Source organism: Streptomyces sp. LN549 (genome assembly GCF_043203805.1).
Classification (GTDB): Bacteria; Actinomycetota; Actinomycetes; order Streptomycetales; family Streptomycetaceae; genus Streptomyces.
On record NZ_JAZHRI010000002.1, the window covers coordinates 2,824,084 to 2,846,208 of the forward strand.

The following is a 22,125-nucleotide window of genomic DNA, read 5'->3' on the forward strand; positions in this document are numbered from 1 at the left end:
GAAGTGCGGCGACGGGCGCGGCACTCGGGAGCCCGGACCTCTCACAACTGCACCTGACGCATCGAACCACGCCGCCCCTCGGGTGAGGCCAGCCACCGCAGCTTCTCCTCCGTGCCGGTGCCCGGCCACGGCATGTGCACCACGACCGCCAGATCCGGGCGGGCCGGAATGCGCAACTGGGTGGCCTCCAGGACCAGCTCGCCCACCGCCGGGTGTGCCAGCTCCTTGCGCATCTGCCCGCCCGGCGCGACGTCCCGCCGCCCCCACAGCTCGGCGAACTCGGGGCTGCGCTCGGCCGCCTCGGCCACGATCGCCCGGAACCCCTCGTCGTCGGGGCACTCCGAGCACGCGGCCCGGAACTGGGCGACGACCCGGGCGGCGGTCTCCCACCACTCCTTCTCCCCGCCCCGGTGGACCGGATCGGTGAAGAAGGCGATCACACAGTTCTGCGGCCGGTCCGGCCGCAGCCCCATCACCATCGAGGCCGCGTCGTTGTAGCGGATGACGTTCCAGTACGCGTCCAGGATCTGCGCCGGGAACGGCATCCAGCCGTCGAGCAGCCGCTGCAGTCCCTCGCACATGTCCGTGTGGGCCGGATCGACCTCGAGGGCGGGCGGGTTGAGCCCCGCCAGTACGTAGAGGTGACGGCGTTCGGCGCTGCTGAGCCGCAGCACCCGGGCCACGGAGTCCAGCACCTGGGGCGACACCGTGATGTCGCGGCCCTGCTCCAGCCACTGATACCAGGAGACCCCCACCCCCGCGAGGACCGCGACCTCCTCGCGCCGCAGCCCCGGGGTGCGCCGCCGGGCCCCACCGTCCGGGAGGCCCGCCTCGGCCGGGCTGACCCGCGCCCGCCTGCTCATCAGGAACTCCCGCAGCTCGCCGAGGCGATGCGCTTTGCCGGCGTCCGCCGCGGTCCGGGCCGGTGTGCCCACGTGCTTCCCCCTGGTGTCCGGGCCCGCTCCTGCCTGGTGGTGCGGCCAACAGGATAAGTTCCCGCTCCCCACAGATATTCCGGCGGCCGCAGGCTCGTGCCCATGGCGATCGATTCACCCACCCCAGCAGCTGTCACCGCTCCCGTCCCCGCACCACCCGCCCCGGACCGGCTCTCCGGCCGGGCCCGGCTGGTCCTCCTCGTCCTGTGCGCCGCGCAGTTCATGGTGTCGCTCGACTTCTCCGTACTGAACGTGGCACTTCCCGTCCTCGGTGACGACCTCGGTCTGAGCCGGTCAGGACTTCAGTGGGCGATCACCGCCTTCGCCCTGCCGTCCGGCGGGTTCCTGCTGCTCTTCGGCCGGATCGCCGATCTCTACGGCCGCCGCCGGCTGTTCCTCACCGGCCTCGCCGTCTTCGGCGCGGCCTCGCTGCTGGCCACGCTCGCCTGGAACCCGGCCGCCTTCCTCACCGGGCGGGCGCTCCAGGGGCTCGGCGCAGCCGCCATCGTCCCGACCGGCATGTCCCTGCTCACCACCACGTTCCCGGAGGGACCGCTGCGGGACCGGGCGCTCGGCATCAGCGGCACCCTGCTCTCCCTCGGCTTCACCGTCGGCATGGTGGCCGGCGGCACCCTCACCGACACACTCGGCTGGCGCTCCACGATGGGGCTGCTGACGCTGGCCGCGGTGGTCGTCCTGGCGGCGGCGCCCGCGCTGCTCACCGAGTCCCGTACGCCGGACCGGCCGCGGCTGGACGTACCGGGCGCCGTGACCGTCACCGGTGGGCTCCTGGCCCTGATCTACGCCCTTTCCACCGCGGCCGAGCACGGCTTCGGGCGCCCGGACGTGCAGATCTCCCTGGCCGCCGGAGTCGCCCTGCTCGCCGCCTTCGCGGTCATCGAGTCGCGGGCGTCGGCACCGCTGGTCTCACTGCCGATGCTCCGCCGGCGCACGGTGGCCTTCGGCAATCTGGGCGGGCTGCTCACCTTCTCGATGATGAGCACCATCGTCTTCGTCCTGACCCTGTACCTGCAGGAGGTCCTGGACCTGTCGGCGTTCGGGACCGGGCTCGTCTTCGGGGTGCAGGGCATCGCCTCGGTGGCAGCGGGCATGTACGCCCCGAAGGTCATCGGCCGGATCGGTGCCCGGCGCACCCTGGCCGTCTCCCTGCTGGGCCAGGGCCTGTTCATCGCGGCGCTGCTGGGACTCGGCGCGGACTCGGGCGTCTGGCTGGCCACGGTCGCGGTCTCGATCGCCAGCATGTTCCACCTGGGCGCGATCATCGCGTACGGACTGACCGTCACATCGGGGGTGCCGGACGCGGAGCAGGGCCTGGCGACGGGTCTGGTCACCACGACCCAGCAGGTCGGGCTCACGATCGGGATCCCGCTGCTCGGCGTGGTGGCGACGACCCAGGACTCCCTGTTCGACGGCGTACGGACCGTGATCGCGGTGGCCGCGGGCCTGCTGGTCGTCGCCGCGGGCCTGGTGGCCGCGGGGCTGCGGCGGGCCTAGGGTCTTTCGTTTGGATCAGGCCGGATCAGAGCCCGCGAGCCCGGCATGATCCAAACGAAAGCCTAGGGGGTCTGCGCCTCCCGGGCCGCGGCCTCATAGGCGGCGGTCAGTTCCGCCAGCACGCCGTCCGTGCGGGCCGGCGCCCCGGTCAGGTGGGTGGCGCGGAGTTCCGCCATGAACCGCTCCCACATCGGCGGTCCGCCGGCGGCCAGCAGTTCGGCCCGCACCGTGAGCTCCGGCGCCGTGTCCAGCCAGCGGGCACCCCAGGCGCCCAGCTGGGCCATCACCGGGACGAGCTGCACCGCCGCCTCGGTGAGGTGGTACGCGACCTTCTGGCGGTGGCTCGGGTCGTCGTCGCGGGTGAGCAGCCCCGCCTCGACGAGTTTCGCGAGCCGGTTGGCCAGGATGTTCGACGCGATGCCTTCCATGGAGGCGTTGAGCAGCTCACGGAAGTGGGTGAGGCCTCCGAACATGATGTCGCGCAGCACGATCAGGCTCCAGCGGTCCCCGAGGAGCTCGACCGTCATGTTGATCGGGCAGCCGGACCGGCCCGGCGACACGGGCAGCTTTCCGGAGGGAACTGGTTGCAACATGGGAGCAGTCTAGATAGCTTACGAACCGGTTGCAGATTGCAATCGGAAGGGGATCCGATGAAACAGCTGGTCCGCGTCCAGAACTTCTGTGTCTCCCGAGACGGCTACGGCGCCGGGGAGGGTCAAACGCTCGACCGCCCGTTCGGCAACGTCGATCCCGGCGAGCTCATCTCCTGGGCCGGTGCCACCGCCCACTGGCCCAACCGGACCGACCCCGGGGGCACCCTCGGCCTGGACGACTACTTCACCCGCGACTTCACCAACAACATCGGCGCCGAGATCATGGGCCGCAACAAGTTCGGCCCGCAGCGCGGACCGTGGGAGAACCACGACTGGGAGGGCTGGTGGGGCGAGGAGCCCCCGTTCCGCACCCCGGTGTTCGTCCTCACCCATCACGAACGCCCGTCGATCACGCTCGGGGACACCACGTTCCACTTCCTCGACGCGTCCCCGAAGGACGCACTCGCCCGGGCCTTCGAGGCCGCCGAGGGCAAGGACGTGCGCATCGGCGGCGGTGTCGCCACGGTCCGGGAGTTCCTCGACGCCGACCTCATCGACTCGCTGCACGTCGCCGTCTCGCCGGTCGACTTCGGCGCCGGCGAACGGCTGTGGGAGAGCCCCGACGACCTGACGGACCGTTTCCACCTGGAGCGGGTCCCGAGCCCGAGCGGCAACGTGGTGCACCACCTGTTCTGGCGGAAGTGACCGGCCCGGACCCGGCCTACGCCCGGTCGAGCCGCAGCCGCTCCGCCCGCGACAGCTTCGCCACCACGAGGTCGTAGCTGTCCTCGATCAGCTCACGCAGCTTCGCGTCCGGCAGACCGGACACCGTCACGGTGTTCCAGTGCCGCTTGTTCATGTGCCACCCCGGCGCCACGGCCTCGTGCTCCTCCCGGAGCCGCACCGCGTCGTCGGGGTCGCACTTGAGGTTCACCGTCAGCGGCCGCGCGTCCAGGGCGCTCAGCGCGAACATCTTGCCGAGCACCTTGAAGACGGACGTCTCCGGCCCGAACGGGAACTCCTCCACGCTCGCGTTGAACCCCAGGCAGAACTTCCTGAGCTGCTGCGGTGTCATGCCGTCGCCTCCTCCTCGGGAGCCAGCGGCTCCACCAGCACCGTGACGATCTTGTTCCGCCGGCCCGCCGGGGACTCCGCGGTCAGCCGCAGCCGGCGCCCGTCGGGAAGCTCGACGTGGGACGAGGCACCCGCGATCGGGACCCGGCCCAGCGCCTTCGCGAGCAGCCCGCCGACGGTCTCCACGTCCTCGTCGTCGTACTCGTCGAGGCCGAACAGCTCACCGAGGTCACCGATGTCCAGCCGGGCCGTCACCCGGAAGCAGCCGTTCTCCAGCGCCTGGACCGGCGGGAGCTCACGGTCGTACTCGTCGGTGATCTCGCCGACGATCTCCTCCAGGATGTCCTCGATGGTGACGATGCCCGCCGTGCCGCCGTACTCGTCGATGACGACGGCGACGTGGCTGCGGTCCTGCTGCATCTCCCGCAGCAGGTCACCGGCGTTCTTCGTGTCGGGCACGAACGCCGCCGGCCGCATCGCCGTGGAGACCAGATCGGCCTCGGACTCCCGGTTGATGTGCGTCTTGCGGACCAGGTCCTTGAGATAGACGATCCCGACGATGTCGTCCTCGTTCTCCCCGGTGACGGGGATCCGCGAGAAACCGGAACGCAGCGCCAGGGTCAGCGCCTGCCGGATCGTCTTGTAGCGCTCGATGCAGACCAGGTCGGTGCGCGGCACCATGACCTCACGCACGAGCGTGTCACCGAGCTCGAAGACGGAGTGCACCATGCGGCGCTCCTCGTCCTCGATCAGCGACTCCTGCTCGGCGAGGTCGACCATCGCCCGCAGCTCGGCCTCGCTGGCGAACGGGCCCTTGCGGAACCCCTTGCCCGGCGTCAGCGCGTTGCCGATGAGGATCAGCAGCTGCGGAATCGGCCCCATGATCCGGGCCAGCGGCAGCAGGACGTACGCCGCCGCGGTGGCCGTGTTCAGCGGGTGCTGACGGCCGATGGTGCGCGGCGAGACACCGATGGCGACGTAGGAGACGAGGACCATCACGCCCATGGCGACGGCCAGCGCCTGCCAGGTCTCCGGGAACTCCTTCAGGCAGGCGTACGTGACGAGCACCCCGGCCGCCATCTCGCAGGCGACCCGCACCAGCAGGGCGACGTTGAGATAGCGCGTCGGATCAGCCGCGACCTGTTCCAGCTTGTCGCTGCCGCGGCGCCCCGAGCGGACCGCCTCGGCGGCCCGGAAGCTCGACGTACGCGCGATGCCGGCCTCGGCGCAGGCCGCCAGCCAGCCGACGACGACCAGCAGGACGACTCCGAAGACGAGAGGCAGGCTCACGAGACGGTGGGTGCGGGGGACGGGCCGGTGAGCCCGTGCTCGCCGCGCCAGCCGTCCACGATCGCCGCCTGGAGACCGAACATCTCGGCCTTCTCGTCGGGCTCCTCGTGGTCGTAGCCGAGCAGGTGCAGCACCCCGTGGACGGTGAGGAGCTGGAGCTCCTCGTCCATGGAGTGCTGCGTGTCGGCGTCCTCGCCCTGCTTCTTGGCGACCTCCGGGCAGAGCACGATGTCACCGAGGAGCCCCTGCGGGGGCTCCTCGTCGTCCTTGGCCGGCGGACGCAGTTCGTCCATCGGGAAGGACATGACATCCGTCGGGCCCGGCAGGTCCATCCACTGGATGTGGAGCTGCTCCATGGCGGCGGCGTCCACCACGATCACCGAGAGTTCGGAGAGCGGGTGGATCCTCATCCGCGCGAGCGCATAGCGGGCGATGTCGAGGATCGCCTGCTCGTCGACCTCGGTTCCGGACTCGTTGTTGACGTCGATCGACATGGTGCGCTGCTACTGCTTCCCGTTGCGTCGGCCCCGGCCCTTGCCGGCCTGGCCGTCCTGGTCGCCCTGGCTGTCGTACTTCTCGTACGCGTCGACGATACGGCCGACCAGCTTGTGCCGGACGACATCCTGGGAGGTGAGCCGGGAGAAGTGCACGTCGTCGATGCCATCGAGGATGTCCTGGACCTGACGCAGACCGCTCTTGGTCCCGTTCGGCAGGTCGACCTGCGTGACGTCACCGGTGACGACGATCTTCGAGTCGAAGCCGAGCCGGGTCAGGAACATCTTCATCTGCTCGGCGCTGGTGTTCTGCGCCTCGTCCAGGATGATAAAAGCATCATTGAGGGTTCGGCCCCTCATGTATGCCAGCGGCGCCACCTCGATCGTGCCCGCCGCCATCAGCCGCGGGATCGAGTCCGGGTCGAGCATGTCGTGCAGGGCGTCGTAGAGCGGGCGCAGATACGGGTCGATCTTGTCGAAGAGCGTGCCGGGCAGGAAGCCGAGCCGCTCACCGGCCTCGACCGCCGGGCGGGTCAGGATGATCCGGCTGACCTGCTTGGACTGCAGGGCCTGAACCGCCTTGGCCATGGCGAGGTACGTCTTGCCGGTACCGGCGGGGCCGATGCCGAAGACGATCGTGTGCTTGTCGATCGCGTCGACGTACCGCTTCTGGTTGAGCGTCTTGGGACGGATGGTGCGGCCGCGGCTGGAGAGGATGTTCTGAGTGAGCACCTCGGCCGGGGTCTCGGTGCCGTCGGCCTGGCCGGTGTCGGCGGCCCTGAGCATCGCGATCGAACGTTCCACAGCGTCCTCCGTCATCGGCTGACCGGTGCGGAGCACCAGCACCATCTCGTCGAACAGGCGCTGGATCAGGGCGATGTCCGCCGCGCCGCCCGTCGCAGTTATGTCATTGCCCCGGACGTGGATGTCGGCCGCCGGGAACGCCGATTCGATCACGCGCAGCAGCGAATCGCCCGATCCCAGGAGCATCACCATGGGGTGTGCGGCCGGAATGCTGATGTGGGCACGCGCCTGCGGCTGTGTGGGTGTCTGAGTCATGGGCCGGCCCTCGGGCCTGCACATACCTCCCGTTGCAGGGTTCTCGCTGCTCGAAAACCTCGTGTGCACCAAGCCTACGACTCCGTACTGACAACGCCGAGAGGTTTTCGCGGTCGGAACAAGGGCGTCGAGCCCTTAGGGACGGAAGCCGATGGTCGGGACGGCCCGGCGCAGCGGCCAGGGGCGGGTGGCCGCGGGGAGCAGGTCCTGGAGGAAGGCGTACCGCTGGAGTGCGGCCGGGTCCTGGTCGCTGACGGTGCGGATCCGCTGCCACCAGGCGGCGATCTCCGCCCAGCCGGGGGCGGAGAGCGAGCCGCCGAACTCCTGGACCGAGAGGGCGGCGGTGAGGCCGGCGAAGGCGATGCGGTCGGCGAGCGGCCAGTTGGCGAGGGTGCCGGTGACGAAGCCGGCCACGAAGACGTCGCCTGCGCCGGTCGGATCCAGGGCCTCGACCGCAATCGCGGGGACCTCGGCGGTGGTCCCGGTGGCCGCGTCGACCGCGTACGCGCCCTCGGCGCCGAGGGTGACGACGGCGAGCGGGACCCGCTCGGCGAGGGCGTGTGCGGCGGCGCGGGGGCAGTCGGTGCGGGTGTAGCGCATGGCCTCCTCGGCGTTGGGGAGGAAGGCCTGGCAGTGCTCCAGGTCGGTCAGGCCGTCCAGGTCCCAGCGGCCGGTCTCGTCCCAGCCGACGTCGGCGAAGACCACGGCGCCCCGGCGGGCCGCCGTGGCGACCCAGGGTTCACTGCGGCCGGGGGCGAGCGAGGCGATGGCGGCCCGGGCCCGGGGCGGGCACCGGGGGGTGGCGGGGGCTCCCGTGGACGCGAACGCGGGCGGGGGCGGGGCCTCGTGGCCGTGCGAGACCATCGTCCGCTCGCCCTCGTACGCCATCGAGACGGTCACCGGGGAGTGCCAGCCGCGGACGGTGTGCGACAGGGACAGGTCGATGCCCTCGCCCTGTGCGAGGGCGTCCCAGCAGTACTCGCCGTAGTGGTCGTCGCCGAACGCGGCGGCGAGTGAGGTGCGGAGGCCGAGGCGGGCGAGAGCGGTGGCCATGTTGGCGACGCCGCCGGGGCTGGATCCCATGCCGCGGGCCCAGGACTCGGTGCCGCGCACCGGGGCGCTGTCCAGTCCGGTGAAGATGATGTCGAGGAAGACCGTGCCGGTGAGGAAGACGTCGCAGTCGGGGTCCTGCGGCGCGCGCAGCCCGTCCAGTGGGTCGATGGCTGGGATGTCGGTGCTCACCTTGCACTCCCCGGTCGTGGCGGTTCCGGCCAGTGTGCCCGACTCCCGTGCCTGTGCGCCGGGTCCGCGCCGGGACTGTGCGGTTCTCCGCACACAGAGGCTGACCTGCATAAACATGCGCTGGTACCCGCATAGAAACACGGCAAACGCATAAGTGATGCAGATCACACCGGAGCAGCTTTCGGTCGGCCGGGAGCACTTGATACAAATTGGCCCGCGACCACCGTTGGCGACCTAACCGACGAGTGTGCCGAACCTTCGCATTCTCAGCGTTTCTCGCAGTTCTCGCAGTTCTCCTGTCTTCGCAGTTCTCGCATTGCCCCCCTCTGCCTTCTCCGCCTCTTCTGGCATGTCTTCAGGAACGCCCATGTCCTCGCGCCCTCGCGCCGCGTGGCCCCTGGTTGCCGTGTTCACCGCCGGTTACCTCGCCGCCTATCTGCTCCCCACCATCGTGGGACGGCTCTCCGTCTATCTGGGCCTCAGCACGGCGCAGGCCGGTCTGGTCGGCAGCGCCCTGCTGCTGAGTTCGGCCTCGGCCGGCTTCTGCCTGGCGGGCCGCGTCGAGACGTACGGGCCGCGGAGACCGGCGCGGCTCGGCCTGGTGCTGGCCGTGCTGGGGTACGGCTGCGCCGCACTGGCGGGTTCCGTGCCGCTGGTGGTCCTGGGCGCCGTGGTGGGCGGTTTCGGTTCCGGTACGGCGACCGCTGTGGCCGCGGCGGGCATCGCCGCCCAGCGTGATCCGCACCGGACGTCGTCCCTGGGGCTGTTGAGCGTCTCGGCGACCGCGGGAGCCCTGTATCTGACGATCCCGCACCTGGGCGGCGGCCATCGGCTCCCGTTCGCGTCGATCGCACTGGTCGCGCTGCTCGTCTGGCCGGCCACCTCCCGGCTCGGCAGCCCGGCCCCGGCCGGTCCGGCCGTCCCCGCGTCGGGACGGCTGCCGCACCGCCGCTCGGGCCTGGTGCTGGCGGGCGGCATGCTCGTCTGGTCCATGGCGCAGAACGCGCTGTGGGGGGTCAGCAGCCGCATCGGCGTGGACCAGGTCGGGCTCTCCGAGGTCACCATCGGCGCGGTGTTCGCCGCCGCGCTCGGCGCCGGTCTGCTCGGTGTGATGGGCGCCGGCGTGCTGGGCGCCCGGCTCGGACGGGCGGTGCCGATCGGTCTGGGCACCGTGGTCATCGCGGCGAGCATCGTGCTCAGCTCGTCGGCCGGGAGCCTCGGCTCGTTCGCGACCGGCGAGATCCTGTGGAACACCGTCTACCCGGTGGTCCTGTCGTATCTGATCGGCCTGGCCGCGTCCCTGGACGTGCGCGGGCGCTGGGCGGTCCTGGCGGGCTCGGCCTCGTCGGTCGGTGTGGCCTGTGGTCCGGTGCTCGGCAGTGTGCTGTCCGAGGGGGCCGGCTTCCCGGTGATGGGGCTGATCCTGGGCGCCGTGACCCTGCTGGTCGCGGTCCCGGTGACGGCGGTCGCGCTGCACACCGGTGGGCGTCCGCTGGTGCCGGGTTCGGTGCGCCGCAGGGGCGGCGCTCCGGCTGCCCTGCTCGCGGTCACCACCGGTGCGGTGCCCGGCGCGGTGCCGAAGCTGGGCGCGCCCGAGCAGGCCGTCACGGAGATCAGCCTGCCCGCGCTGCGCCGCCGGCGCCTGGTCAGGAGTGCCTTCCGGACGGCCGGCCCGTCGGGTGGCGGTCAGTCGAACGCGTACGCCTCGACCTCGGACAGGTAGCGCGCCCTGCGCTCCTCGTCGTGGTCGAGGAAGGCCGCCTCGAAGGAGTTGCGGGCCAGGGTGCGCAACTGCTCGCGCTCCAGTCCGAGCGCTTCGTGGACGGCGTGGAAGGTGTCTCCGACGTATCCGCCGAAGTAGGCGGGGTCGTCGGAGTTCACCGTGCAGAGCAGGCCGGCGTCCATCATGGCCCGCAGCGGGTGCTCCTCCAGCGTGTCGATGGCGCGCAGCCGTACGTTGGACAGCGGGCAGAGGGTGAGCGGCACCCGGTCGGCGACCAGCCGCTTCACGAGCTCCGGGTCCTCCATGCAGCGCAGTCCGTGGTCGATGCGCTCCACGCCGAGCACGTCGAGCGCCTCGGTGATGTACGCCGGCGGCCCCTCCTCGCCCGCGTGGGCGACCTTGCGCAGTCCGAGCGACTCGGCCGCGGCGTACACCTCGCGGAACTTGGCGGGCGGGTGGCCGACCTCGGCGGAGTCCAGGCCGACGGCGCTGATCCGGTGCAGATACGGCTTCGCGGCTTCCAGGGTCTCCAGCGCCGAGTCGGCGGACCGGTCGCGCAGGAAGCACATGATCAGCTGGGTGGAGATGCCGTGCTTCTCCTCGCTGCGCTCCAGCGCACGGCCCAGTCCCTCGACGACGGTGCCGATGGCAACGCCGCGGGCAGTGTGCGCCTGCGGGTCGAAGAAGATCTCCGCGTGGCGCACGCCCTGGGCGGCGGCACGGGTCAGGTAGGCGTCGGCGAGTTCGGTGAAGTCCTCCTCGGTCCGCAGCACCGCCATCAGCGCGTAGTACAGGTCGAGGAAGCTCTGCAGGTCGTCGAAGAGATAGGCGGTGCGCAGCTCCTCGGTGTCCGCGTAGGGCAGCGGCACGCCGTTGCGTGCGGCGAGCGCGAAGGCCAGCTCGGGTTCGAGGGTGCCTTCGATGTGGAGGTGGAGTTCTGCTTTGGGGAGGTGCACGGTTTCTCTCTTACGCATGGTGGTGCTGTGACGTGTTACGGGTGACGGCTCGGTACCGGGACCCGGATCAGGTCCTGGGCGACGGTCAGTTCGCCCTCGAACCCGGCCGCCCGGGCCTGGGTCTCGAAGACTTCCGGGTCCGGGTAGCGCTGGGAGAAGTGAGTGAGCACGAGGTGTCGCACACCCGCTTCCCGCGCCACCCGGGCCGCCTGCCCGGCGGTCAGATGGCCGTGGTCGGTGGCCAGTCCTTCGTCCTCGTCGAGGAAGGTCGACTCGATGACCAGCATGTCGCACCCTTCGGCGAGCACGTACACGCCGTCGCACAGCCTCGTGTCCATGATGAACGCGAACCGCTGTCCGCGCCTGTGCTCGGAGACGTCGTCGAGGGTGACATCACCGAGGGCGCCCTGGCGCTGGAGCCGGCCGACGTCCGGTCCCGCGATGCCGTGCTCTGCGAGCTTCGCGGGCAGCATGCGCCGCCCGTCGGGCTCGACGAGCCGGTAGCCGTACGACTCGACGGGGTGCGAGAGCCTGTGGCTGCTGAGGGTGTACGTGTCCGTGGTGGCCAGCGGTCCGTCGGCGGCGACCGGGGCCTCGGTCAGTTCGACGGATTCCCGGTAGGCGGTGGCGTACCGCAGCCGTTCGAAGAAGTGCTGACCGCTCGCCGGGTAGTGCGCGGTGACGGGGTGCGGGACCTGGTCGAGGTTGATCCGCTGGATCACCCCCGCCAGGCCGAGCGAGTGGTCGCCGTGGAAGTGCGTGACGCAGATCCGGTCGATGTCGTGCGCGGCGACGCCGGCCCGCAGCATCTGGCGCTGGGTGCCCTCACCGGGATCGAAGAGGATGCCCTCGCCGTCCCAGCGCAGCAGGTAGCCGTTGTGGTTGCGGTGCCGGGTCGGCACCTGGCTGGCGGTGCCGAGGACGACGAGTTCACGTGCGGACATGGGTGCGGCCGTCGCTAGCCGGGGGGCCACTGGAGACCGCGGCCGCCCAGGACGTGGGCGTGCGCGTGGAAGACGGTCTGCCCGGCCCCGGCGCCGGTGTTGAACACGACCCGGTACCCGGTCTCGTCGACCTTCTCGTCGGCGGCGACGTGTCCGGCCTCGCACAGGACGTCGGCGAGGATCTGCGGCTCGGCGGCGGCGAGGGACGCGGCGTCGGGGTGGTGGACGCGCGGGATGACCAGAACGTGGGTGGGGGCCTGGGGGTTGATGTCGCGGAAGGCGACCGTGGTGTCGGTCTCCCGGACGATGGTGGCCGGGATCTCACCCGACACGATCTTGCAGAACAGGCAGTCGGGCTGCGGTTCTCCTGCCATGGGGTGCGCTCCCTCTGTCTCGGTGATCCGTTACGGGGCAGCCTATCGGGGCACCCAGCCCCGCGGGCGTTCGAGGCGCGGGGTCCGTGGCGGAGCCCCCGTCGCGGGAAGGGGCGGGGCGGGGAACAGGCGCGCCCGTCCCCCGCCCCGCCCCAGGCGTCACTCCGTGCCGGGCAGTGCCGGCGCCGTCTTCGCCGGGGTGCGGGTCAGCGACTCCAGTGCGATCCGGATCGCCTCGTCCAGCTGCGGGTCCCGCCCCGCCGCATGGTCCTGCGGGGCCATGACGACCTCGACGTCGGGATCGACGCCGTGGTTCTCGACGCCCCAGCCGTACCCCTCAAGCCAGAAGGCGTACTTGGGCTGGGTGACCAGTGTGCCGTCGACGAGCCGGTACCGGCTGTCGATGCCCACCACGCCGCCCCAGGTGCGTACGCCGACCACGGGGCCGATGTTCAGCGCCTTGATCGCCGCGTTCACGATGTCGCCGTCCGAGCCGGAGAACTCGTTCGCGACGGCCACGACGGGACCCCGCGGCGCGTCGCCCGGGTAGCTGAAGGGCCGCATGCCGCGGGGCAGGTCCCAGCCGACGATGCGGCGGGCCAGCTTCTCCACCACCAGTTGCGAGGTGTGGCCGCCGCGGTTCTCCCGTACGTCCACCACCAGTCCCTCACGGGCGACCTCGGTGCGCAGATCGCGGTGGATCTGCGCCCAGCCCGAGCCGACCATGTCGGGGACGTGGAGGTAGCCGAGGCGCCCGCCGGACTGCTCGTGCACGTACGCGCGCCGGCCGGCGACCCACGCGTGGTAGCGCAGGGCCTCCTCGTCGGCGATCGGCACGACGACGACGTGGCGCGGGTCGCCGCCGTCGACCGGCGAGACGGTCAGCTCGACGGGTTTGCCGGCCGAGCCGGTGAGCAGCGGTGCGGGACCGGTGAGCGGGTCGACGGGGTGTCCGTCGACGGCCACGATCGCGTCACCGGCACGAACGGCGACGCCGGGTGCGGCGAGCGGAGCGCGGGCGGCCGGGTCGGAGGTCTCGGACGGCAGGATCCGGTCGATGCGCCAGCTCCCGTCGTCCGCGCGCGAGAGATCGGCGCCCAGCAGCCCCTGCCGGGCGGAGTCGTCGCGCCAGCCGCCGGAAGGGGTCACATAGGCGTGTGAGGTGCCGAGTTCGCCCTGGACCTCCCAGAGGAGGTCGATGAGGTCGTCGTGGGTGGCGACGCGATCGAGGACGGGCCGGTAGCGGTCCAGGACGCCGTCCCAGTCGATGCCGCCCATGTCGGGGCGCCAGAAGTTGTCCCGCATGATGCGGCCGGCCTCGTCGTACATCTGGCGCCATTCGGCGGCCGGGTCGAGGGTGCGGCGGACGCGGGAGAGGTCGACGGTGATGTTGTTGTCGTCGTGGTCGTCGTCGGAGGCCCCGGACACCCGGCTGTCGGACGGGACGACGCGCAGCTTGCCGTGGCTGTGCAGGACGAGGCGCTTGCCGTCGCCGCTGACCGCGAACCGGCTGATGTCGGAGGCGAGTTCCTCGCAGCGCAGCTTCTCCAGGTCGTACCGCTCCAGGACGGTCTCGGGGTGGTGGGCGTCGGGGGTGGCGGCGCTCGTGCCGAGGACTCCGGTCACCGGGTGGCGCAGCCACAGCAGCCCGTCCCTGGCGGCCCGCAGCGAGGAGTAGCTGGCGGCCTCGACGGGCAGCGGAACGATCCGGTCGGCGAGGCCGTCCAGATCGATGCGGGTGACCGGGAGCGCGGTGGGGTTGTCCTCGCCGTCGCCGCCCTTCTCCTTCTCGGTCGGGCGGCCGTGGAGCTGCGGTCCGAACGGGGAGGGGGTGGTCGCGGCGAGCGTCAGCAGGTGCGGCCGGCAGGCTCCGATGAACGCCAGGTCGAAGACGTGCGCGTCGTAGACCGGGTCGAAGGCCCGCTCGGAGAGGAAGGCCAGGTGCTTGCCGTCGGCGGTGAAGGCGGGCGCGAAGTCCCGGAACCGCAGCGGGGTCGCCTCGGAGACCGACAGGTCGGCCAGGTGCGCGAGCTTGAGCTGGCTCAGCGGGTCGGGACCCGGGTGCGACCAGGCGAGCCAGGCGGAGTCGGGCGAGAAGACGAGGCCGGAGGCGTCGCCGTGCTCGCTGCGGTCCACCTCGTGGACCTCACCGCTCTCCCGCTCGACGACGAGGACGCGTCCGTCGTGGGCGGCGACGGCGAAGCGGCTGCCGTCAGGTGCGGGGACCAGGTCGAGGACCCGGCCGATCCTGCCTGCGGCGAGGCGGCGCGGTACGGCGCCGGGACCGGTCCCGGTGGCGGGTGCGCACTCCAGCGCGTCGTCACCCTCGGCGTCGGTGACCCAGACGACGTGCTGGTCGCCGTCGGCCTGGAAGGTGTGGGGCAGCCTGGCCCGTACGCCGGGTTCGACGGCGAGTGCGCGGGCCGGGCCCTCGCGGTGGGTGACCCAGTGGACGGCGCCGCGGGACCCGATGGCGCTGCCGCGGCCGGTGCGGTCGGGGGATGCGGTGTGCAGGTGGCTGCCGGCGTGCACGGGGTGCGGCTGGAGGTCGGCGCGCTGGCCGCCGAGCCGGATATCGAGGCGGCGGGGGCCGTCGCTCTCCAGACTGTCCAGGAGCCACAGTTCACCGGCGGACGCGTAGGCGACGCGGGTGCCGTCGGTGGTGGCGTGCCGGGCGTAGAAGCCTTCGATGCCGGTGTGCCGGCGCAGGTCCGTGCCGTCGGGGAGGGAGGAGTAGAGCGCGCCGACGCCTTCGTGGTCGGAGAGGAAGGCGATGCGGTCGCCGACCCACAGGGGGCACTCGATGTTGCCGTCGAGCTCCTCGTGGACGCGTACGAACTCCGCCGGGTCCCCCTCGGCCGCGATCCAGAGCTTGCCCGCAGTGCCGCCCCGGTAGCGCTTCCAGGTGGCGGCCTCGCGCCCCATCGTGGCCGAGAGCAGCAGGACCCGTCCGCCGGGGCCGTACGCGAGGGAGCCGACCGGTCCGTACGGGAGGGTCCGTGCGGGACCTCCGTCGACGGGGACGGCGCGGGCCCAGCTGCGCCGGAGAGAGACCTGGCCCTCGGTGCTGGTGACCAGCACGTCGCCGTCGGGTGTCCAGCCGCGTACGGCAGTCCGCGCGTCGCCCCAGTGGGTCAGCCGCCGGGAGGGGCCGCCGCCGACGGGGGCGAGGTGTACCTCGGGTGCCCCGTCCCGGGTGGACGTCCAGGCGACGAGGGTGCCGTCGGGAGATATCCGCGGCTGGGTGACGGGGCGGTTGTCGGCGCTGACACGCCAGGCTCGACCGCCGTCGAGCGGCGCGAGCCAGACATCGTCCTCGGCGGTGAAGGCGATCGAGTCGCCCTGGACATGGGGATACCGGAGGTAGGAAGGCTGTGTCACATCGATCACCCTAGGCCGCGGCCGTGGCCGGTGGAACGGAGTTGGCCGGAGTACGCCGTCCGCTCAACTCACTTCCCCCGGGGCTGCTCGGTGACCGTGACGGTCACGGTCACCGTCGGCCGGGCTCCTCCTCCGCCGCTGTTCCCGCCGCTGCCCGGTGCGGGGGTCGAGGGCGGCGCCTCGCAGTTGCCGAGCAGGGTGGCCCGGAACACGGTCCGGGCGCCGGCCTTCGCGGTCAGGTCGCCGCGCACGCACCGGCCGTCGACCGCCTGCCGCACCTGGCCGGTGATCTTGATGTCCTGGCCGTCCTTCGTCCTGCCGCTGCAGTCGACGTCGGCGACGCGGCGCGTGGAGGCAGTGGCCGAACCGGCCCTTGCGGACGACGTCTTCGCTCCGTCCCCGTCTCCGTTCAGGTTCGCCGTGCAGGTCAGCCACTGCACGTGCACGCCTTCGTGCTCCAGGGCGTTGGTGGCGGTGCGGTCCGTGGTCACGGCGATGGACGCGGTGTTCAGTCCGTCCGTGGGTTCGCAGGCGGCGAGGCCTGCGACGGCTGCGGCCGCGAGGCAGATCACGGCCGGAAAATGACGGGTCCTTCGGCGACCCCATGCCCTTGATGTCCCCATACGGGCAGCTTCCCACCGCTCCTGACGCAGCGGTAGACCGCTTGCGGCCACAACTGCCCCGGAGGACGGCCTCTACGACCAGCGGCCCGTGCGCCCCAGCAGCAGCGCAGTCGCCGCGGTGCCCGCCGTCGAGGTGCGCAGCACGGTCGGTCCGAGTCGGCAGGTCCGGGCGCCGGCGGCTGCGAAGAGGGCCAACTCCTCGGGCGACACGCCTCCTTCAGGCCCCACGACCAGCACGATGTCGCCCTGGTCGGGCAGGGCGACAGTGGCCAGCGGCTCGCTGTCGTACCCCCGGTCCTCGTGGAGCACGGCAGCGAAGTCGGCTGTGGCCAGAAGTGCGGCAACCTGTTTGGTCGTTGCCGCGTCCGCCACGTCCGGGAACCGGACCCGGCGCGACTGCTTGCCGGCCTCGCGGGACGTACTGCGCCACTTCGCCAGGGACTTGAGACCTCGGTCACCCTTCCACTGGGTGATGCAGCGCGCGGCCTGCCACGGCACGATCACATCGACGCCGGTCTCCGTCATCGTCTCGACGGCGACCTCGCCGCGGTCGCCCTTGGGCAGCGCCTGGACGACAGTGATACGGACGCCGGGCCGGGGTTCCTCGTGGACGGACTCCAGGCCGGTGATCACCAGCCGGTCCTTGCCCTCGGCCGCCGCCACGACGCCTTCGGCCCAGTGGCCGCGCCCGTCGGTCAGGACGACGTCCTCACCGGCGCGCAGGCGTTTCACCGAGACGGCGTGCCTGCCCTCGGACCCCTCCAGGACGAACCCGGGCCCGTCCGGCAGCTGTTCGATGACGAAGACGGGTGCCGTCACTGTGTACTCCTCGTGTTCACTGCCGTCCGTGCGGCGTCCAGTTCCTCGGCCAGCAGTCTGACCAGCCGGCCGGCGGGCAGCTCCCGTGCCATCCGGTGCCCCTGCCCCGCCCACAGTGCCATGCCCTGCGCGTCGCCGGCCTTGGCCGCCGCCTTGCGGAGCGCGGCCGTCAGATGGTGCACCTGGGGGTAGGCGGCGGGGGCGTACGGTCCGTGCTCGCGCACGAAACGGTTGACCAGGCCGCGGGCCGGGCGTCCGGAGAACGCCCGGGTCAGGGTGGTGCGGACGAACAGCGGGTTGGTGAGCGCCTGTTTGTGCAGGAGGTGGGCGCCCGACTCGGGGCAGACCAGGAAGGCGGTGCCGAGCTGCGCGGCATCGGCGCCCGCCGCCAGCACCGCGGCGATCTGGGAGCCGCGCATCACCCCGCCCGCGGCCACGATCGGTATCTGCACGGTCTCGCGCACCTGGGCCACCAGGCAGAGCAGCCCGGTCCCGGCGCCGTCGATCTGGGGGTCGTCGCGGAACGTGGACTGGTGGCCGCCCGCCTCGACGCCCTGGGCGCAGACGGCGTCGGCGCCCGCCCACTGGGCGGCCTGGGCCTCCTCGGGCGAGGTGACCGTGACGACGGTGAACGTACCCACCGCGGCGAACGCGTCGAGGGTGTCGCGGGAGGGGCAGCCGAAGGTGAAGGAGACCACCGGGACGGGGTCCTCCAGCAGGATGGCGACCTTGGCCTCGTAGCCGTCGTCGCCACTGGCGTCGGTGTCGCCGAGCGGGGTCTCGTACCAGGAGGTCTCGCCCGCGAGCTGGTGCCGGTACACCTCGACGGCGGCCGGGTCGGCGAGGTTCGGCTGCGGCATGAAGAGATTGACGCCGAAGGGCTGTCCGGTGAGCCCGCGCACCTGCTTGACCTCGTTGTACATGCCGTCCGCCGTCTTGTACCCGGCGGCCAGGAAGCCGAGTCCGCCGGCCTCGGCGACGGCCGCGACGAGCTGCGGACAGGAGGGACCGCCCGCCATCGGGGCCTGCACGATCGGATACCGGCAGAGATCGGTCAATGCGGATGACATGACCGCATCGTGTCATGTCGTTCCTGCCCTGTGATGCGCACCCCGCTGCCACGTTTTGTCCGCAATGCGGTACGGGCCCGGAAACCGGGCCCGTACGACATCGTTGCGCGGATCTAGCGGCCGTTGAACGCGTCCTTCAGCCGCGAGAACAGGCCCTGCTGCCCGGGCTGGAACTGGCCGGTGGGCCGCTCCTCGCCGCGCAGTTTCGCCAGCTCGCGCAGGAGGCGTTCCTGCTCGGGGTCCATCTTCGTCGGGGTCATCACCTCGACGTGCACGATCAGGTCGCCGCGTCCGCCGCCTCGCAGGTGCGTGATGCCGCGCCCGTGCAGCGGGACGGACTGGCCGGACTGGGTGCCCGGCCGGATGTCGACCTCCTCCAGTCCGTCGAGCGTCTCCAGCGGCACCTTGGTGCCGAGGGCCGCCGCCGTCATCGGGATGGTGACCGTGCAGTGCAGATCGTCGCCACGCCGCTGGAACACGGCGTGCGGCAGCTCGTGGATCTCGACGTAGAGATCACCGGCCGGGCCGCCGCCGGGGCCGACCTCGCCCTCGCCCGCGAGCTGGATGCGGGTGCCGTTGTCGACACCGGCGGGGATCTTCACGGTGAGCGTGCGCCGCGAGCGGATGCGGCCGTCACCGGCGCACTCCGGGCACGGCGTCGGCACGACCGTACCGAAGCCCTGGCACTGGGGGCAGGGCCGCGAGGTCATGACCTGGCCGAGGAACGACCGCGTGACCTGGGAGACCTCGCCGCGGCCGCGGCACATGTCACAGGTCTGGGCGGAGGTGCCGGGTGCGGCACCCTCGCCGCTGCAGGTCGTACAGACGACGGCCGTGTCGACCTGGATGTCCTTGGTCGTACCGAAGGCCGACTCGGAGAGGTCGATCTCCAGCCGGATCATGGCGTCCTGGCCGCGACGGGTGCGCGAACGGGGTCCGCGCTGCGACGCCGTACCGAAGAACGCGTCCATGATGTCGGAGAAGTTGCCGAAGCCGCCCTGTCCGAATCCGCCCGCGCCACCACCTCCGGAGGCGGACAGCGGGTCGCCGCCGAGGTCGTAGACCTGCTTCTTCTGAGCGTCCGACAACACCTCGTAAGCGGCGTTGATCTCCTTGAACCGCTCCTGGGTCTTCGGATCGGGGTTCACATCCGGGTGCAGCTCGCGGGCGAGCCTCCGGAAGGCCTTCTTGATCTCGTCCTGAGAAGCGTCGCGGCGCACGCCGAGTACGGCGTAGTAGTCCGTGGCCACTTACGACTCCGCCAGGATCTGTCCGACGTAACGTGCCACTGCGCGTACCGCTCCCATCGTTCCGGGGTAGTCCATGCGGGTCGGTCCGACCACGCCGAGTTTGGCGACTGCCTCGTCGCCCGAACCGTAGCCGACCGCGACGACGGACGTGGAGTTGAGCCCCTCGTGGGCGTTCTCGTGCCCGATACGTACGGTCATGCCCGAGTCCTTGGCCTCGCCGAGCAGCTTCAGCAGCACGACCTGTTCCTCCAATGCCTCCAGCACCGGCCGGATCATCACAGGGAAGTCGTGCCCGAAGCGGGTGAGGTTGGAGGTGCCGCCGATCATCAGCCGCTCCTCCGTCTCCTCGACGAGGCATTCGAGCAGGATCGAGAGCACGGTGGACACGGTTCCCCGGTCCTCGCTCTCGAAGGATTCCGGCAGGTCCTGCACCAGCTGAGGGACGTCCGCGAAACGGCGTCCCACGACCCGGCTGTTGAGCCGGGCCCGCAGGTCGGCGAGAGAGGTCTCACCGAACGGAGCGGGGCAGTCGACCAGCCGCTGTTCGACCCGGCCGGTGTCCGTGATCAGCACGAGCATCAGCCGGGCGGGGGCCAGGGACAGCAGTTCCACGTGCCGCACCGTCGAGCGGGTCAGCGAGGGGTACTGCACGACGGCGACCTGCCGGGTCAGCTGCGCGAGCAGCCGTACGGTACGTCCCACGACATCGTCGAGGTCGACCGCGCCGTCGAGGAAATTCTGAATGGCACGGCGCTCCGGCGACGACAGGGGCTTGACGCCCGCGAGCTTGTCGACGAAGAGCCGGTAACCCTTGTCCGTCGGGATGCGTCCCGCGCTGGTGTGCGGCTGGGCGATGAAGCCCTCGTCCTCCAGCACCGCCATGTCGTTGCGGACGGTGGCCGGGGAGACCCCCAGCTTGTGCCGCTCCGTGAGTGCCTTGGAGCCGACGGGCTCCTCGGTGCCGACATAGTCCTGGACGATGGCGCGCAGCACTTCGAGTCTGCGTTCGCTGAGCATCGCGCACACCTCCAGCTGTGTACCTCGGTGGTTCTCGGGCCGTTCCCGGGACTTCTCCTGGCACTCTGTGCGTACGAGTGCCAGCGATCCCCCGGCCAGTGTACGGCGACGGGGTAGCCCCCTAGCAAGGGCGACCGGCCACGCTACCGCGAGACCGCGCAGGTCGTTGCCGATAGCGTCGTCGCATGGACGCCTCTTGGGAAGAGTTCGGCTGGGAGCGACTCGGACACGGAATGGGCCGGCGACGCCTTCCGGTGTGGGATGCGACGGTCGCCCTCGTGGCCGGGACCGACGGAGTGCTGCTCTGCGACACCGGGTCGTCACTCCGTGAAGCGGTGGAGGTGCGCACCCAGGCGCAGGCGCTGCTGGGCCGGAGGGTGACGCATATCGCACTCAGCCACCCCCACTTCGATCATGTGCTGGGCACGGCGGCCTTCGCCGGGACACAGGTGTACGGCGCGGTGGGCATGGCGGATCTGCTGCGGCGCGGTGCGGACGAGTTGCACGCCGACGCGGTGCGGCACGGTCTGCCCGAGCACGACGCGGCCGAGTCGGCCGATGTGCTGGTGGCGCCCCCTCACGAGGTGTGCGCCGAATGGACGCTCGACCTGGGCGGCGGGCGCGAGGTGCTGCTCGTGAACGCGGGTCCCGCGCACAGCGGCCACGATCTGGCGGTGCTGGTACCCGGCGTCCCCGGCTCGCCCACGGTCGTGTTCTGCGGCGACCTGGTCGAGGAGTCCGGTGACCCCCAGGCGGGCCCGGACGCCTTCCCCGCGCGCTGGCCGGCGGCGCTGGACCGGCTGTTGGAGCTGGGCGGCGAGGACGCGCTGTACGTGCCGGGACACGGGGCCGTGGTGGACGCCTCGTTCGTACGGGCCCAGCGCGACGACCTCGCCGTCCGGTTCGGCGTGTCGTAGCCGGTTCCCCGCTTATCGTCGTCCGATGCGCAGCTACCAGCCGGACCTGACCCCGCCGTGGAAGAAGTCCGCCCCCGCCCCTGAGGTGTCCGCCGAGCCCGATCTGGTCGTGGAGGACGTCGCCACCGGCTTCTGCGGTGCGGTGATCCGGTGCGAGAAGACGGCAGAGGGCCCGACGGTGACCCTGGAGGACCGCTTCGGCAAGCACCGGGTCTTCCCGATGGCGCCCCGCGGCTTCCTGCTGGAGGGCCGGGTCGTCACGCTGGTGCGCCCGTCGGCGGGCGGCCCGGCCCGGCCCGCCCGTACGGCTTCCGGCTCGGTGGCGGTGCCCGGGGCGCGGGCCCGGGTGGCGCGGGCCGGGCGGATCTATGTGGAGGGCCGGCACGACGCCGAGCTGGTGGAGCGGGTCTGGGGCGACGACCTGCGCATCGAGGGTGTGGTCGTCGAGTACCTGGAGGGCATCGACGACCTTCCCGCGATCGTGCGCGAGTTCTCACCGGGACCGGACGCGCGTCTGGGGGTGCTGGTCGACCATCTCGTACCGGGCTCCAAGGAGTCCCGGATCGCGGCGCAGATCTCGGACGGGAACGTCCTGGTGGTCGGCCACCCGTACATCGACGTGTGGGAGGCCGTGAAGCCGTCGTCCGTCGGGATCGCCGGCTGGCCGGTGGTGCCGCGCGGCCAGGACTGGAAGACGGGTGTGTGCCGGTCGCTGGGGTGGCCGGAGAACACCGGGGCGGCCTGGCAGCGGATCCTGTCCACGGTCCGCTCCTACCGGGACCTGGAGCCGGAGCTGCTGGGCCGGGTGGAGGAGCTGATCGACTTCGTGACGGCGCCGCCTGCGTAAGC

21 protein-coding genes are annotated in these 22,125 nt (G+C 71.5%); 5 read left to right on the top strand and 16 right to left on the bottom strand.

The features are described from left to right. Window positions 1–41 precede the first annotated feature (41 nt). A complete protein-coding gene (locus SH922_RS12640; RefSeq protein WP_393057996.1) occupies window positions 42–935 on the bottom strand; it encodes a helix-turn-helix transcriptional regulator in 894 nt (297 codons plus the stop codon). Window positions 936–1,037: 102 nt separating this feature from the next. Between SH922_RS12640 and SH922_RS12645 the strand changes: the two genes are divergently transcribed. After that, a complete protein-coding gene (locus tag SH922_RS12645) occupies window positions 1,038–2,450 on the top strand; it encodes an MFS transporter (protein ID WP_393057998.1) in 1,413 nt (470 codons plus the stop codon). Window positions 2,451–2,512: 62 nt separating this feature from the next. Here the strand turns inward: SH922_RS12645 and SH922_RS12650 are convergent, their stop codons facing one another. Next, window positions 2,513–3,043 carry a winged helix-turn-helix transcriptional regulator gene (locus tag SH922_RS12650; protein ID WP_393058001.1) on the bottom strand — a complete coding sequence of 177 codons (531 nt, stop codon included), beginning with the start codon at window positions 3,041–3,043 and terminating at the stop codon, window positions 2,513–2,515. A 57-nt stretch (window positions 3,044–3,100) separates the two neighbouring features. Here SH922_RS12650 and SH922_RS12655 point away from each other — a divergent pair, with 57 nt between their 5' ends. After that, window positions 3,101–3,748 carry a dihydrofolate reductase family protein gene (locus tag SH922_RS12655; protein WP_393058003.1) on the top strand — a complete coding sequence of 216 codons (648 nt, stop codon included), beginning with the start codon at window positions 3,101–3,103 and terminating at the stop codon, window positions 3,746–3,748. 16 nt (window positions 3,749–3,764) lie between these two features. Here the strand turns inward: SH922_RS12655 and SH922_RS12660 are convergent, their stop codons facing one another. The 5 genes from SH922_RS12660 to SH922_RS12680 form a co-directional block, all read right to left on the bottom strand. Then, window positions 3,765–4,118, bottom strand: coding sequence for an MmcQ/YjbR family DNA-binding protein (locus tag SH922_RS12660; protein WP_393058005.1), 354 nt, complete (start codon window positions 4,116–4,118; stop codon window positions 3,765–3,767). Next, entirely contained in the window at window positions 4,115–5,407 is a 1,293-nt protein-coding gene (locus SH922_RS12665) for a hemolysin family protein (RefSeq protein WP_393058007.1), read from the bottom strand. Before SH922_RS12665 ends, SH922_RS12660 begins: the two co-directional genes overlap by 4 nt. Further along, entirely contained in the window at window positions 5,404–5,901 is a 498-nt protein-coding gene (ybeY, locus tag SH922_RS12670) for an rRNA maturation RNase YbeY (RefSeq protein WP_393058010.1), read from the bottom strand. The genes SH922_RS12665 and ybeY overlap by 4 nt, the downstream gene beginning before the upstream one ends. Before the next feature lie 9 nt (window positions 5,902–5,910). Continuing rightward, entirely contained in the window at window positions 5,911–6,960 is a 1,050-nt protein-coding gene (locus SH922_RS12675) for a PhoH family protein (RefSeq protein ID WP_393058012.1), read from the bottom strand. Window positions 6,961–7,095: 135 nt separating this feature from the next. After that, complete coding sequence (locus SH922_RS12680) at window positions 7,096–8,202, bottom strand: carbohydrate kinase family protein (protein ID WP_393058015.1); 1,107 nt, start codon at window positions 8,200–8,202, stop codon at window positions 7,096–7,098. A gap of 367 nt (window positions 8,203–8,569) precedes the next feature. Between SH922_RS12680 and SH922_RS12685 the strand changes: the two genes are divergently transcribed. Beyond that, a complete protein-coding gene (locus SH922_RS12685; protein WP_393058017.1) occupies window positions 8,570–9,925 on the top strand; it encodes an MFS transporter in 1,356 nt (451 codons plus the stop codon). Here the strand turns inward: SH922_RS12685 and SH922_RS12690 are convergent. The 9 genes from SH922_RS12690 to hrcA form a co-directional block, all read right to left on the bottom strand. Beyond that, window positions 9,889–10,881, bottom strand: a complete 993-nt coding sequence (locus tag SH922_RS12690) for an adenosine deaminase (RefSeq protein WP_393063543.1) — start codon at window positions 10,879–10,881, stop codon at window positions 9,889–9,891. The two genes, SH922_RS12685 and SH922_RS12690, sit on opposite strands and share 37 nt — an antisense overlap. 35 nt (window positions 10,882–10,916) lie before the next feature. Next, on the bottom strand, window positions 10,917–11,825 hold the full coding sequence (locus tag SH922_RS12695) for a ribonuclease Z (protein ID WP_393058019.1): 909 nt from the start codon (window positions 11,823–11,825) through the stop codon (window positions 10,917–10,919). A 14-nt stretch (window positions 11,826–11,839) separates the two neighbouring features. Further along, window positions 11,840–12,199, bottom strand: coding sequence for a histidine triad nucleotide-binding protein (locus SH922_RS12700; RefSeq protein ID WP_393058021.1), 360 nt, complete (start codon window positions 12,197–12,199; stop codon window positions 11,840–11,842). A 159-nt stretch (window positions 12,200–12,358) separates the two neighbouring features. Beyond that, window positions 12,359–15,580, bottom strand: a complete 3,222-nt coding sequence (locus tag SH922_RS12705; RefSeq protein WP_393058023.1) for a S41 family peptidase — start codon at window positions 15,578–15,580, stop codon at window positions 12,359–12,361. Window positions 15,581–15,648: 68 nt separating this feature from the next. Next, complete coding sequence (locus tag SH922_RS12710; RefSeq protein WP_393058025.1) at window positions 15,649–16,152, bottom strand: hypothetical protein; 504 nt, start codon at window positions 16,150–16,152, stop codon at window positions 15,649–15,651. Window positions 16,153–16,275: 123 nt separating this feature from the next. After that, entirely contained in the window at window positions 16,276–17,022 is a 747-nt protein-coding gene (locus SH922_RS12715; RefSeq protein ID WP_393058027.1) for a 16S rRNA (uracil(1498)-N(3))-methyltransferase, read from the bottom strand. After that, entirely contained in the window at window positions 17,019–18,092 is a 1,074-nt protein-coding gene (locus SH922_RS12720) for a nitronate monooxygenase (RefSeq protein WP_393058029.1), read from the bottom strand. Before SH922_RS12720 ends, SH922_RS12715 begins: the two co-directional genes overlap by 4 nt. 113 nt (window positions 18,093–18,205) lie before the next feature. After that, window positions 18,206–19,342 carry a molecular chaperone DnaJ gene (dnaJ, locus tag SH922_RS12725; RefSeq protein WP_148018633.1) on the bottom strand — a complete coding sequence of 379 codons (1,137 nt, stop codon included), beginning with the start codon at window positions 19,340–19,342 and terminating at the stop codon, window positions 18,206–18,208. Then, window positions 19,343–20,359 (bottom strand): heat-inducible transcriptional repressor HrcA, encoded by a 1,017-nt coding sequence (gene hrcA / locus SH922_RS12730; protein ID WP_219573125.1) that lies wholly within the window; start codon window positions 20,357–20,359, stop codon window positions 19,343–19,345. Between the two features lie 185 nt (window positions 20,360–20,544). Between hrcA and SH922_RS12735 the strand changes: the two genes are divergently transcribed. Both SH922_RS12735 and SH922_RS12740 read left to right on the top strand, forming a co-directional pair. Then, window positions 20,545–21,276 (top strand): MBL fold metallo-hydrolase, encoded by a 732-nt coding sequence (locus SH922_RS12735; RefSeq protein ID WP_393058032.1) that lies wholly within the window; start codon window positions 20,545–20,547, stop codon window positions 21,274–21,276. A 25-nt stretch (window positions 21,277–21,301) separates the two neighbouring features. Beyond that, window positions 21,302–22,123: a DUF3097 domain-containing protein gene (locus SH922_RS12740; RefSeq protein ID WP_393058034.1), complete on the top strand. Its 822-nt coding sequence runs from the start codon at window positions 21,302–21,304 to the stop codon at window positions 22,121–22,123. Window positions 22,124–22,125 lie beyond the last annotated feature (2 nt).